Annotated in this window: 9 protein-coding genes and 1 tRNA gene; 8 read left to right on the top strand and 2 right to left on the bottom strand. The window is 44.3% G+C overall.

The window, feature by feature from the left end; all coding sequences use genetic code 11:
• Window positions 1-100: 100 nt before the first annotated feature.
• A tRNA-Gly gene (locus AK824_RS08305) sits at window positions 101-175 on the bottom strand.
• A gap of 260 nt (window positions 176-435) precedes the next feature.
• Here AK824_RS08305 and AK824_RS08300 point away from each other — a divergent pair.
• From AK824_RS08300 to AK824_RS08290, 3 genes are all read left to right on the top strand, one after another.
• Window positions 436-2,106: an alpha-keto acid decarboxylase family protein gene (locus AK824_RS08300; protein ID WP_057760620.1), complete on the top strand. Its 1,671-nt coding sequence runs from the start codon at window positions 436-438 to the stop codon at window positions 2,104-2,106.
• Between the two features lie 189 nt (window positions 2,107-2,295).
• Entirely contained in the window at window positions 2,296-2,631 is a 336-nt protein-coding gene (locus tag AK824_RS08295; protein WP_227511140.1) for a GlpM family protein, read from the top strand.
• Window positions 2,632-2,909: 278 nt separating this feature from the next.
• Window positions 2,910-4,700, top strand: coding sequence for a potassium/proton antiporter (locus tag AK824_RS08290; protein ID WP_057760618.1), 1,791 nt, complete (start codon window positions 2,910-2,912; stop codon window positions 4,698-4,700).
• A gap of 16 nt (window positions 4,701-4,716) precedes the next feature.
• On the opposite strand, the gene AK824_RS08285 is transcribed toward AK824_RS08290, so the two are convergent.
• Window positions 4,717-5,619, bottom strand: coding sequence for a LysR family transcriptional regulator (locus AK824_RS08285; RefSeq protein WP_227511139.1), 903 nt, complete (start codon window positions 5,617-5,619; stop codon window positions 4,717-4,719).
• A 212-nt stretch (window positions 5,620-5,831) separates the two neighbouring features.
• Here AK824_RS08285 and speB point away from each other — a divergent pair, with 212 nt between their 5' ends.
• From speB to AK824_RS08260, 5 genes are all read left to right on the top strand, one after another.
• The gene (gene speB / locus AK824_RS08280; RefSeq protein ID WP_057760617.1) at window positions 5,832-6,800 is read left to right on the top strand and encodes an agmatinase; all 969 of its coding nucleotides are present in this window, start codon (window positions 5,832-5,834) and stop codon (window positions 6,798-6,800) included.
• A 149-nt stretch (window positions 6,801-6,949) separates the two neighbouring features.
• Window positions 6,950-8,671: a 5-guanidino-2-oxopentanoate decarboxylase gene (locus AK824_RS08275; RefSeq protein WP_057760615.1), complete on the top strand. Its 1,722-nt coding sequence runs from the start codon at window positions 6,950-6,952 to the stop codon at window positions 8,669-8,671.
• A gap of 104 nt (window positions 8,672-8,775) precedes the next feature.
• Entirely contained in the window at window positions 8,776-10,614 is a 1,839-nt protein-coding gene (dld, locus tag AK824_RS08270) for a D-lactate dehydrogenase (RefSeq protein ID WP_057760613.1), read from the top strand.
• The gene (locus AK824_RS08265) at window positions 10,595-12,001 is read left to right on the top strand and encodes a YjiH family protein (RefSeq protein WP_057760612.1); all 1,407 of its coding nucleotides are present in this window, start codon (window positions 10,595-10,597) and stop codon (window positions 11,999-12,001) included. Before dld ends, AK824_RS08265 begins: the two co-directional genes overlap by 20 nt.
• Window positions 12,002-12,156: 155 nt before the next feature.
• Window positions 12,157-13,683 carry an aldehyde dehydrogenase family protein gene (locus tag AK824_RS08260; RefSeq protein WP_227511138.1) on the top strand — a complete coding sequence of 509 codons (1,527 nt, stop codon included), beginning with the start codon at window positions 12,157-12,159 and terminating at the stop codon, window positions 13,681-13,683.
• The last annotated feature ends 35 nt before the right edge of the window (window positions 13,684-13,718 follow it).

Below are 13,718 nucleotides of genomic sequence, written 5' to 3'. Positions count from 1 at the left end.
GCTGATACTGAAAATCGCTACAATCCCTGAAAATAAGACAAAAAAAATCCTCACTTCCTATTTAAGGAGTGAGGATTTTAGTGCTTTTTCAAGCCATATTTGGAGCGGGAAAAGAGATTCGAACTCTCGACCCCAACCTTGGCAAGGTTATGCTCTACCACTGAGCTATTCCCGCTAATTATCAATTAACTATCGTCAGTTGATGAAGGCGTATTATACGCAGTTTTTTTTAGGTGTCAACACCTATGACGAAAAAAATTAAAGTTATTAAAATAGGCATGTCTTCTGGCCATAGATATATGTTATAACGGTTTATTATAATATGTATTCCAAAAGCTTTGTAGTACATAAATAAGCTGGGACGCACTTTATAATTTAATCGTAATCACATTCACAATTATCAATACTTACAAAGATAAGTCATAAGGATAAAAAATGAGTCAACAATATACCATCGCTGATTATTTGTTTGATCGTGTCGCAGAAGCGGGTGCATCTGAGATATTTGGCGTACCTGGTGATTTCAATTTAACTTTTTTGGATAACGTTCTCGCCTCTGACAAGCTACGCTGGGTGGGTAATACCAATGAGCTAAATGCTGGCTATGCTGCGGATGGATACGCACGTGAGCGTGGGTTTGCCGCCATGGTGACGACTTTTGGTGTAGGGGAGTTGTCAGCGATTAATGCGACGGCAGGCTCTTTTGCTGAGTACGCGCCTGTATTGCATATCGTCGGTGCACCAAGCACAGCGCTACAAGATTCAAAGCGCCGTATTCATCACTCGCTTGGTGATGGTGTATTCAATCATTTTATTAAGATGGTCGAGCCTGTAACTGTGGCACGAGCGCAGCTTACTCCTGAAAATGCTGCCTCAGAAATTGATAGAGTGATTCGCTTGATTCTCAAAAAGCATCGTCCAGGTTACTTACTATTATCACCAGACGTCGCGCGTCAGCCTATCTATCCGCCAACGACTAAGTTGATCGATAGTCAAGAAGACATTACTAGCCAAGCGGCATTATCAGATTTTAAGCAAGCATTAACAGAGTTTTTGCCAAATAAGACCACGACACTAATGGCAGATTTGATGGTACATCGTTTGGGATTGCAGTCACAGCTCAAAGCACTGATCGCTGATACCAATATTCCTTATACCACGCTGTCTTGGGGCAAGACGCTGCTCGATGAGAATAGTGATCGTTGGGCAGGCACTTATGCGGGTGTTGCCTCACGTCCAATTGTGAAGGATGCGGTAGAAAACTGCGAATGCCTTATCAAAGTAGGGGTGCAATATACTGACACTACTACCGCAGGGTTTAGCCAAGATATCAATGAAGATGTGGTCGTAGACTTGCACTATGAGCGTGCTTCTATCAGTGGTAAGAACTTTGCACCGATTGCGCTAAAAGATGCGCTGCAAGCCCTACATGAAGTGATGACCTCTGGCATTAACATCGTGCCAAAACCTTTTTGTGAAGAAGTTAAGCCACACGAACAAAAAGGTAAAGACAGTGAGGCTATCCGCCAAGATGATTTGTGGCATATTATTGCTGACCGCTTAGATCACAATAATTTGGTGTTTTCTGAACAAGGGACGGCCTATTTTGGTATCAGTGATGTGCGCCTGCCAGAAGGGGTAACGTCATATGGGCAGCCGATGTGGGGCTCAATTGGCTACACGTTACCTGCCAGCTTGGGCGCCGCAATCGCATCGCCAGATAAACGCAGTGTGTTATTGATTGGTGATGGTTCAGCATTGCTAACGATCCAAGAGCTAGCGGTCATGATTCAAGAGCGCATCAATCCTGTGATCGTCTTAATTAATAATGATGGCTATACGGTAGAGCGCGCAATTCATGGCGAAAACCAATACTATAATGATATTCCTAAATGCGATTGGCAAATCATGCCGCGAGCGTTTGGCGCGACAGAAGAAAACAGCCTATTACTCAAAGCAGAGACAGCAGGCGAGCTAAAATCTGCTTTCGACAAAGCTGCTGCGACTACCGATAAGCTTATAATGATTGAGGTGATTGCAGACAAGCATGATATCCCGCCATTGCTAGCAGACATCAGCGCCGCATTAAAGCCAAAAAAGGACTAAGTAATTCGTAAGAGCTTACTGAACAAAAGTAACAGCCCCATTTAGCAACTTAGCTAAGTGGGGTTTTTGCATTTTTTTATCATATGGATTAATTAATCAGCGATTGCTCTTATGTCAGTTTGCAGACTTTAGTATCATGGCGGATTGGGCTACGTTCAGCCTTTATAGTCAACAGGAGATGGACCCGTCGTGATTTGGTTAAAAATGCTTATCGGCGCATTGATGGTACTGGCGATTCAAATGTTCGCCCAAACCCGATTTTTCTATTTGGCGGCGCTCGCGCCACTATTTCCCACTTTTACGTTAATCAGTCACTTTATTGTTGGTACTGAGCGCAGTCCTGCTGATTTAAAGGTGGCGCTGATATTCAGTATGCTTGGCGTCATACCGCATTTGATTTATACCTTTGTGGTGTTTTTTAGCATCAGTTATATGAGTTTATACAAGGCACTGCTATTAGGTGTGGTCGCTTGGACGATTGCGGCTGCGATTCTAGTACTGACATGGCAATACATTCAGGGTTAAGTAATATTAAGACGTAAACTATTTTAGCCTAGCAATGGCATTTTGTGGGCTTCACTTTAATATTTGAGCGTTTTCTCTTGAAGTATTTTTATTGATTTAGTATTGGCTGCTAGTTCTGATAGTGATGCTGATATCATCATAAATAATTGTCATTCATATTTTGAATAACGGCCGCTTATGATAGGCTCACTGGTGTAATATCTACTAACAGCAAGATAACGAAAACCCCATCGTAATCAATTACTATTCTTAATAATAAAAAATAGGGCTCAAAAAAAATGGATACCTTAAATATCCTGTATCTCGTAGGCGCAGTACTAATTTTCGCCAGTATCATGGCGAGTACATTATCGGCGCGCTTAGGCGTACCATTGTTGTTGCTGTTTTTGATAGTGGGTATGTTGGCAGGCGAGCAGGGTATCTTGGGTATTGAGTTCTCTCAGTATGCGCTAGCCAATTTCGTTGGGCAGGCAGCCTTAGCCTGTATCTTGCTAGATGGTGGTTTACGTACGTCCTTTAAATCGTTCCGAGTGGGTCTAAAACCTGCGATTACGCTAGCCACGTGGGGCGTGTTGGTCACGGTCATGGTGCTAGGGGTATTTGTTACTTGGCTGCTCGATGTCGATTGGCGCTTTGGTTTGCTGATGGCAGCGATTGTCGGCTCGACCGATGCCGCCGCCGTATTTTCTCTATTACGTAATGGCGGCGTCAAGCTTAACGACCGTGTACAAGCAACGCTTGAACTTGAGTCTGGTGCCAACGATCCCTTGGCTATCTTATTAGTTACTGGTTTGATTGCCCTAAATGTTGATCCTGATGGTCAGACAGTGTTCGGCTTTTTAGTTTTATTGCTACAGCAGCTGAGCTTTGGGCTAGGTATGGGCTTATTGTTCGGTTATTTCTTATCCCGATTATTGCCCAAGGTGCATTTAGCAGAAGGCATGTACGCCATTTTAATCCTCTCCGCTGGCTTGGCTGTGTTTGCCGCGACCAATCTCATTGGCGGCAGTGGATTTTTGGCGGTATACCTCACTGGTGTGCTAATCGGCAACCACAAGGTGCGCTCAACAGAGCATGTCATGCGAGTGATGGACAGCTTTGCTTGGCTGTCGCAGGCGGTGCTTTTCGTAGTATTAGGGCTACTAGTCACTCCATCAAACGTTCTCAATGTCTGGCATTATTCGGTTGCAATCGCGCTCTTTATGATCTTTGTGGCTCGTCCTATTGCCGTCTATACCAGCGTCAAACCATTTAAATTTAAAGACAGAGAGATTGGGTTTATTTCTTGGGTTGGTTTACGCGGTGCAGTGCCTATTACCTTAGCGATTTTACCCGTCATGGCTGGGATAGATAACGCTTTTATGCTGTTTGATATTGCCTTTGGTGTCGTCGTTCTGTCGTTGATTTTGCAAGGTACGACCATCCCTACGATGGCCAATCTGTTTAAGGTACGTATTCCAACCAACAAAGATCCCAAAGAAGAACATGAGGTTTGGGTATCCGATAAGGCCAGTATCACGCTGTATGAGTTTGAGGCAAAGTCGGGTGCATTTGCCATTGGGCGTCATCCTATGGGTATCTCCAAAGGCATCAACCCAGATGAAATCAGTGTCTTTGCGCTAGTGCGTAACCAGCAGATCGTAGTAGTCGATGACAACACAAAGCTAAAATTCGGTGATAGTGTCTGGTATGCGATGAGAGGCAATCACGCGAGCAAAATCGCCAAGATTTTCAATGACACGACATTAGATCGCAAAGCTATCGATGACTTCTATGGCGATTGGTTACTATCACCGAGTGTCAAGCTTGGAGACTTGCCGTTTTTTACAGGAATTATGGCATCTGAGACACTGGTAAAAACACTCAAAACGTCCGATGAAGACAGCGTAAAAAACATGTGGGAGCAGACGGTGGCCGAGTACGTTAAATCACATTTAGGTACCGCGCCAGTGTCGGGCGATACCGTTGTGGTGAGTGACGAGTGGTCATTGGTTATTAAGGAAGTCGATGACAAAGGGAAGCTAAGAACCATTGGCCTAAAGTACCAACAACCGTCTGCAATAGTGTAATAAACCTAGTGGTATCTTATAACAAGTTCATCATCTTATTCAAAAAGTCAGCCGCTTGTTTAGGCTGATTTTCTCGATATGCCCAATGGTGCTCAACATCATAGCTTGCCTCATCAGGCAGTAGTATTTTCATCAGGCCCATACCCTCATAGCGCTTTGCTAAATCACGCGGCAAGTAACCAACATGGTGACCTGCAAGGATAAGCTGCGCTGTCGCCTCCATATGATAAGTAGTCGCGCTTAATGTTTTGGGGCGAATATGATTGATATGATGCTCTACCACATAGCCTCTTTTTATCCACGGATAGTTCTGTTCTAAATCCTCAAAAGTTAATCCTTCAGAGTTGTAAAACAGCCTATGCTCGCGTCCACAGCAGACCACTTGTTTTTCAACAAATGCTGGCTTAAAAGTGAGTAAAGGTGGAAAGCTGCCAAAATAACCCACACCAATATCACTCTCGTTACTTAAGAGCTTTTCTAACATGCTCTCAGGACTTTGTACGTCGATAGAAAAGTGTATTAACGGGTTATTACGGTAGCTGTTGGCTAGACGTTGTCTAAGTGCATCATAAAAAAACTTGGGCATCTGATCAATCAAGCAAAGCCTGATGTGCCCGCCGTGAACTGAGTCTAATTGTTTAATATAATGCAGCTGATGTTGAAAGCTGGCGACTGATTCGGTAAAGCCCAAACATGCCTCGTAAACAGCGGCACCGTCCTCTGTGAGTTTAAATCCTGCTCGACCACGATGACACAGCGTCATGCCTAAGCGATCTTCTAAGTGGGTTAAATGTCCACTGATGACAGAAGTAGTGACATTCAAACGCGATTGAGCGGCCGTCACACCTTGGCACTCTACGATAGCCATAAAGCTACGTAGTGTTTTGATGTCTATCTTTATCAGTTCATCCAATATCAAAAGCGGCTCCTTATTTATTAAATCAATATTATCTTTTTTTAATCGATACTTCTTTTCATAAACTTCTGATAGTGACCTATAAGCGCACTTTACTACGAAAAAATAGAAGTTTACTTCTAAATTTTACCATGGTTCCTTCTCTTATATTTATGTATTGTCAATGGCATGTAGCAAATTGTGTACTTAAACCAAATAGAACAAGGAAGTAACTTATGACATTCAATCAACCATTAAGCGGCAACGATATGCCAAGATTTGGCGGTTTCGCTTCTATGATGCGTCTGCCAACTCAAGCCGATGCTGAAGGGTTAGATGTGGCGTTCGTTGGCGTACCTTTGGATATTGGTGCATCCAACCGTAGCGGTGCAAGATTGGGTCCTAGACAGATTCGTGATGAGTCAAGAATGATTCGTCCCTACAATGTGGCCACTCGCGCTGCACCTTTTGAGTCATTACAAGTCGCTGACATCGGCGATGTGCCTATCAATACCTTCAACCTGCTAAAAAGCGTTGATATCATCGAAAAATTCTATACCGATAAAATCGTCAAACACGGCGCGATTCCTCTAACACTAGGCGGTGACCATACTATCGCGTTGCCTATCCTGCGCGCACTTGCCAAAAAACACGGCCCAGTCGGTATGGTACATATCGATGCTCATGCTGATATCAACGATGACATGTTTGGCGAAAAAATCGCTCACGGTACACCGTTCCGCCGTGCTGTTGAAGAAAACCTCATCGATGGTAATCGTGTGGTACAGATTGGCCTACGTGGTACAGGCTACAGCGCTGAAGAGTTTGACTGGTCGACTGAGCAAGGATTCCGTGTGGTACCTGCCGAGGAATGCTGGTATAAGTCGCTAACACCGCTTATGGCTGAAGTACGCGAAAAGCTAGGTGATGGTCCTGTCTACTTGAGCTTCGATATCGACGGTATCGATCCTGCATTTGCACCTGGTACTGGTACTGCTGAGATCGGTGGCCTGACATCTACTCAAGGTATCGAAATCATTCGCGGTATGCGCGGTCTAGATGTGGTAGGTGGGGACTTAGTTGAAGTATCACCACCGTATGATCCATTTGGTAACACCTCGGTATTGGCGGCGAACTTATTGTTCGAGATGCTATGTATCCTGCCAGGTGTACGCTATGACGACAAGGTTAAGGCGGTTTACTAATTGACATCATTTATTACCTCTATAATGAGCAGCCTTTGCAGCCAGTAATTAGTGACTAATAATCGGCATGAAAGAAAAAATACAAAGGTTGTTTTGAGGTATTGATAATTATCTGAATATTCAGCAAAATTTTTTAGGATGACTGACCCATGACCCAATTGACGCAAATGCCTTCTTCTTTGTCTGACACTTCATCACTGACCTGCGGTGAGCTATTGGTGCAGTGGCTAGAGTATTATGGTGTAGAGACCGTTTTTGGTATCCCTGGTGTACACACGGTAGAGCTGTATCGCGGCTTGCCTAGTACCAATATCCGTCATGTGACACCGCGTCACGAGCAGGGCGCTGGGTTTATGGCGGACGGTTACTATCGTGCCTCTGGCAAGATTGGCGTGTGCTTCATCATCACTGGCCCTGGTATGACCAACATTATGACGGCGATGGCGCAAGCACTGGCTGATTCGATACCGATGCTAGTGATCTCTAGTGTCAATAAAGTCAAAGACACGGGTAGTGGCGAAGGGCATTTGCATGAGCTTCACGATCAGCAAGGCATGATTAGTAAAGTAGCATTGACGAGTAAGACTATTTGGCAACCTGAATCGCTACCGAAAGTCATTGCAGAAGCTTTTGCCTTATTTAACGGTGCACGTCCTGGCCCTGTACATATTCAGCTGCCTATCGATGTCATCACCGCTGATGCCCGTCATGTTGCTAAGCCGCCTAAGTTAAATGCTGTAGCAAATAGCGAAGCTGGTACAAATAGCTTGAGCCTACCGCAGGTCACAAGACCATTGCCGAATCCTACGCAATTAGACCTAATTGTACAGTCATTAAAAACCGCGAAAAATCCTGTAATACTTTATGGAGGCGGCTGTGTCGATGTCGATCACGATGCACAGCGATTGGCAGAGCTGATAGATGCGCCAACGTTTTTGACAATTAATGCAAAGGGTTTGCTACCACCTGGTCATCCATTAAGTTTGGGTAGCAACCAGTCATTAGATGCAGGCCGCGCCGTGATTAACGAGGCTGACTGGGTGTTAGCGATTGGTACTGAGCTTGGTGAGACTGACTACGATGTGTTCTTTAATGGTGGGTTTCAGATAAATGGCACGCTGGTCCGTATCGACTGTGATGCCCAGCAATTGCAGCGTCCATTTAGAGCAGATATCGCGGTGTTGTCCGACGCGCAGATGGCGATTAGTGGTCTATGTAGTCGCTTAGAAGGTCAGACATTCGATCATCAAGCACTGTCACGAGTAAACGAGGCAAAGCAGGCCATCTTAAAGGACGTAACGACAGATTTTGCGGGTCAAAATGCATTACTAAAGCTGATTAGAGATGAAGTAGAAGACGTTATTTTCGTTGGTGATTCAACGCAGCCTGTCTATAGTGGCAACCTTGGTCTTGAAGCCTTAGCGACGCGTAAATGGTTTAATTCATCGACGGGTTTTGGCACATTAGGCTATGGTTTGCCTGCTGCTATTGGGGCCATGGTTGGCTCAAATCTACCTGTCGTCAGTCTAATGGGTGATGGTGGCATTCAATTTACGATTGCCGAACTTATCTGTGCAGCCGAGCTTGAGCTACCATTGATTGTTTTGCTATGGAACAACCAAGGCTACGGCGAGATTCGTCGTTACATGGAAGAGGGCGGTTTACCACTAATTGGCGTCAATATCAAAACGCCAAATTTTGAGCCATTAGCAGCAGGGTTTGGGGCTGGCTATCGCAGAATCACTGATAAGCAGCAATTGCTAGACGCATTAAAGACAGACACAAAGGGTAAACAACCAATTATTTATGAGATTGATGAAGCAGATGACTTTCTAAAAGAAATGGCTGAGACAGTGACTTATTTTAGTTAATAGCCATATTGGCGCTAATGCCACGGATAATCACGAAACTGATAGTCACAGTTCTAAAAAACGAAAAAAAATGACAAACGCTGGTGACGCAAGGAAGCACGTCCATGACGCCCAATGCTAGAGAAATGTCAGAAAGTAGACATGAACACATACCGCGTTTGTTGACGGCGCTTGCTGCTGTGGTTGGTACGACCAATGTATTGACAAAACCTAGCCAACAGCAGTCTTATGTGCAAGGTGCGATTGAGGCTATCACAGACGCGACCATCGCAGTTGTGATACCGCACTCTCTTGTGGCACTATGGCGCGTCATTAATATCTGCGCCGCTTTTGATGTGATTATCATTGCTCAAGCGGCCAATACAGGTCTAACAGGTGGTTCAACTCCGAATGGAGATTATGACAGGCCACTAGTCGTAATCTCTATGCAGTTACTAGCCGGTGTGCATTTACTTAATGAGGCAGCAGAACTGATTGCTTTACCAGCCGCTACTTTGCAGCAATTAGAGTCTATCCTTGCGCCATTAGGGCGTGAGCCGCATTCAGTACTAGGCTCTAGTTGTGTGGGCGCATCGGTGATAGGCGGCATCTGCAATAGCTCGGGCGGGATGTTAGTACAGCGTGGACCTGCTTATACTGAGATGGCGTTATTTGCCAGACGCAATGCCTCAGGAACGTTTGAGTTAATCAATCATCTCGGACTGGATTTGGGTACTCAGCCAGAGGAAATGCTAGAGAACCTGCAAGCTGGTACGTTTAGCGAAGCGTCAGATAGTGCAAGCGATGGTAAAGTCTGTACCAACCATCATTATCAACATAAAGTCCGTGATTGTGAGGCAGAGACACCTGCTAGATTCAACAATGATCCCAACGGTCTGTACGAAGCATCTGGTTCAGCTGGCAAGGTCATTGTATTTGCGGTGAGGGTAGCGACATTTGCTAAGCCTAAACAAGAGCAAACATTTTATATCTCGACCAACGACGCTGATACCTTCACCACACTCAGGCAACAATGGTTAAAAAGCGAGTTGAAATTGCCCGTGTTGGCTGAGTATATGCATAAAAATTATAACGACATTACCATGCGTTATGGCCGAGACACTTGTCTGAGTATGCGTAAGCTCCCTGCTAGCAAGATAGGGACGCTGTATCGACTACAAGCAAAGATTGGCTACTATCTAGATAAATGGCATCTTCCAAAGACGCTGCCTGATCGAGCACTGCAACTAACATCTAGGTTTATGCCGCCGTCATTACCAGCCACTTTAACTGCGCAGGCACTCTCATATAAATACCATTTGATTATAAAAGTCGCAGATGGTTTTGATAACGACTCTGATAATGGCACCAATAAAAATTCAGATAAAGATTCTAATAAAACTGATGGCAACAATATCGCCGCTGCGCAAGATTTTTTGCAAGACTATCTACAGCAATATCAAGGTGCGCTGCATGTATGCACAGAGCTTGAATCGCAATCGTTATTAATATTTCGCAGTGCCGCGACCGCTGCCATGTTTCGTTATCATAATTTAAATCAAGACAAATTTGGCGAGCTGCTATCGACCGATATTGCCTTACCTAGAAATGCCGTAGATTGGGACGAGACTCTACCTGAACATTTACAAGAACAAGTCAGCAAAACTTTTTATTTGGGGCACTTTTTCTGTCATGTCATGCACCAAGACTATTTATTGAAACCTAAGACCAATGCCAAGCAATTCAAGGATGACCTGCTGACATTTTATGATAAGCGTCATATTGAGTATCCTGCTGAGCACAACGTGGGGCATGTGTACCCTGCTAAAGCTGAACTACATTATTTTTATAAAAAACTGGATCCAACCAATTCGCTTAACCCAGGTATTGGTCAGACAGAGAAATGGAAAAACTGGCAATCATCGCCCATTAAGGAGAAATTAAATGACGAGTTATATGGATAAGTCGCAGCAGCCGATTTTAGGGAATAATACGGTTGATCCAGAAACGCCAAAAGCAGGACAGTGGCGTGCAGCTATGTGGAAATTTTTATTATTTTCAGCACTGGGTATTGCACTTTTTATCATACCGTTTGAGTGGGATGGTAAAGTCACAATTTTATTAGGTGTATTGACCGATACGCTACAAACCGTGTTAGGTGGATTTGTGGCCTATATTGCGATGGCGATAGTGACTATTTCTGCTCTTGGTGCACTGGCAGTCAAAGCGTTAAAGCCCAATTTGCATGAAGATTCACTGGTAAAAAAGCTTTTTGATGTTGACTGGTTTTGGCTGTCCACGCGTTTTTTAGGTATGTTGTTTGTTTGGATGATTTTCCTACAAGTCGGCCCCGAGTTTATTATCAATCGTAATACGGGCGGCGTCATTTTCGAAGATTTGATTCCTATTCTGATTCCGTTGTTTTTCTTTGCCATTTTATCATTGCCATTTTTGACTGATTTTGGCTTGATGGAGTTTTTGGGTACCTTGGCCAGTAAAGTGTTTATCAAGCTTTTTAAACTACCTGGTCGTTCTGCTGTCGATGCAATGTCTTCTTGGTTTGGTGCAGCGTCTATCGGCTTGCTAGTCACTATGCAAGAGTATGACAAAAGCTTCTACAGTCAGCGTGAAGCCGCCATTATCGCGACCACATTTTCCGTCACTTCTATCGCCTTTACCTATGTGGTTGCCAAAACCATCGGTGTGGATAATAACTTCGTCTTCTTTTATCTGACCATTGCGCTAACTGGTTTTATCGCTGCGATTATCATGCCGCGTATCCCGCCATTATCACTCAAGCCTGATACGTATCACTCTGGCAAAAGCATGCTAGATGAAGGCATCCCTGCTGAATATACAACGTATCAATGGGCAGTCAATCGTGCGGTTACTCGCGCGCATTCTATGCCAAGCTTAGGTAAAGTGTTCAAACGCAGCGTACACAATCTGTTTGATATCTACTTTGGACTGATTCCTGTTATCTTTGCGATTGGTACCATCGGTCTTGGCCTAGCAGAATACACACCAGTATTTAATTGGCTTGCGACACCACTTGTACCACTACTTGAGTGGTTACAGATTCCAGAGGCGGCAAAAGCTGCACCTGCCATGATTATGGGCTTTGCAGATATGTACTTGCCAGCGTTAGTTGGCAAAAGCATTGAAAGTGAGATGACACGATTCATCGTTGGTGCGGCCTCAATTACTCAGATTATCTATATGTCTGAAGTTGGTGCGCTGATTTTGAAGTCAAATATTAAGCTAAATGTGTTAGAGCTATTTTTAATCTTCATACTTCGCACGCTTATCAGCTTGGTAGTCATCACATCAGTGGCGCACCTGCTGTATTAGTGGCGTGTCTAGTGTTCACAAGGCTTTTAGCTTGACGATAATATGCAAATGGTCGGTTTTTCTGTAGGCAGTTAAACCGACCATTTAGCCAATCACGTTACGGACGTTACGCACTTAAAGACAATTTGATCAAAAATATAAGGCGATTGACCATTATGGAAATGCTGAACTCTACAGACTTAACCAGAGAAACTGCCATACAAACGGCTCAAAACGAAGTTGTACTCAATGCCGCTTATATCAATGGTGATTGGGTTACGATTGCAGCGCTCGCGACCGATTCTGGTGATGCAAGCTTTGATAATACGAATAACCATGCGTTGTATGATCCAAATTCAGGTGAGGTGATTGCAACGACGCGCTTATGCACCAGCACCCATGTAGAACAGGCAATTGCAGCGGCTGATGAAGCTTTTTCTGGTTGGTCACAGACTAGTGTAAGTGAGCGCGCCCGCTATCTAAATGCGATTGCGGAGTCTATGGATCAGCAATTCGATAAGTTGGTTGGACTGTCTATATTAAACAACGGCAAGCCAATTGAGGAAGCAAAGATAGACGTCGGTGATGCTATCGCTTGCTATCGTTATTATGCCAATCTCATCACAGAGCAGGCAACATGGTCTAAGGTATCAACGCTTGAATCAGGTATTCGTTTGTTAAAGACATACTCGCCAGTGGGTATTTGTGCGCTGATTACCCCTTGGAATTTCCCAATGGTGACGACCTCTTGGAAGTTGGCACCTGCGCTAGCGGCAGGCTGTACTGTGCTATTGAAACCGTCTGAGGTAACATTATTACCAGAGCTTATGCTAGGTAATATCTTATCGGAAATTGACTTGCCAAAAGGGGTGGTTAATATTTTACCGGGTGCTGCTGAAGTGGGCACTGCTATGACCAGTCATCCGCTGATTGATAAAGTATCGTTTACTGGCAGTAATATAGTTGGTGAAAAGGTGATGGTTCAAGCAGCAAAAGGCATCAAAGACATTAGCCTAGAGTTGGGCGGCAAATCTGCTATCGTGGTCTGCGCAGATGCTGATATTGATTACGCTTGTGATTTAATCATCGGCGGTATATTTACCAATGCAGGTCAGATATGCTCGGCCACGTCGCGACTGGTTGTCCATCAAGATATCGCTACACAGCTGTTTGACACATTAAAAGTCAAAACGGAAAGTCTGCAAATTGGTGATGGTTTTGCGACAGAGACGCAAATGGGTCCATTGGTGAGCGAGCAGCAATTGAACCAAGTTAAGAAATTCTTTGATATTGCGACAGCTGAAAATCTGGACTGTTTAACCGGCGGTCAGTTGTTAGAAGCATCTGGCTATTTTGTAACGCCAACTGTCTATACGAATGTGCCAACGACCAGCCAATTATGGATGGAGGAAGTGTTTGGACCTGTATTAGTCAGTACAACCTTTACCGACAATGCGGAAGCTATTCGCCTAGCCAATGATAGCAAATATGCTCTAGCAGCAACCATCGTAAGCGCTGATGAGACTAAAGCACTTGAGATGGCACTCCAAATAAAAGCCGGACATATTTGGATTAACGAGCAACAAATCGTATTACCAGAAGCAGGCTGGGGCGGATTTAAGCAAAGCGGTATTGGCCGTGAGTTGGGCGGTGATGGTTTGTCTGCTTATCAGAAGAGCAAACATGTATTGTTGACCGATTAATTGGATTTCAATTAAATTGTCATTAGCCACTGTAG

The sequence above is a fragment of the Psychrobacter sp. P11G3 genome (assembly GCF_001435845.1).
Classification (GTDB): Bacteria; Pseudomonadota; Gammaproteobacteria; order Pseudomonadales; family Moraxellaceae; genus Psychrobacter.
The sequence above is the reverse complement of the archived record's forward strand: the minus strand, read 5'-3'. Positions and strand labels throughout refer to the sequence as shown.

What these genes read in the sequence shown, in the direction of transcription:
- AK824_RS08300 (WP_057760620.1), top strand. Translation starts at nt 436, where the DNA reads ATGAGTCAACAATATACCATCGCTGATTATTTGTTTGATCGTGTCGCA.
- AK824_RS08290 (WP_057760618.1), top strand. Translation starts at nt 2,910, where the DNA reads ATGGATACCTTAAATATCCTGTATCTCGTAGGCGCAGTACTAATTTTC.
- speB (WP_057760617.1), top strand. Translation starts at nt 5,832, where the DNA reads ATGACATTCAATCAACCATTAAGCGGCAACGATATGCCAAGATTTGGC.
- AK824_RS08275 (WP_057760615.1), top strand. Translation starts at nt 6,950, where the DNA reads ATGACCCAATTGACGCAAATGCCTTCTTCTTTGTCTGACACTTCATCA.
- dld (WP_057760613.1), top strand. Translation starts at nt 8,776, where the DNA reads ATGACGCCCAATGCTAGAGAAATGTCAGAAAGTAGACATGAACACATA.
- AK824_RS08265 (WP_057760612.1), top strand. Translation starts at nt 10,595, where the DNA reads ATGACGAGTTATATGGATAAGTCGCAGCAGCCGATTTTAGGGAATAAT.
- AK824_RS08260 (WP_227511138.1), top strand. Translation starts at nt 12,157, where the DNA reads ATGGAAATGCTGAACTCTACAGACTTAACCAGAGAAACTGCCATACAA.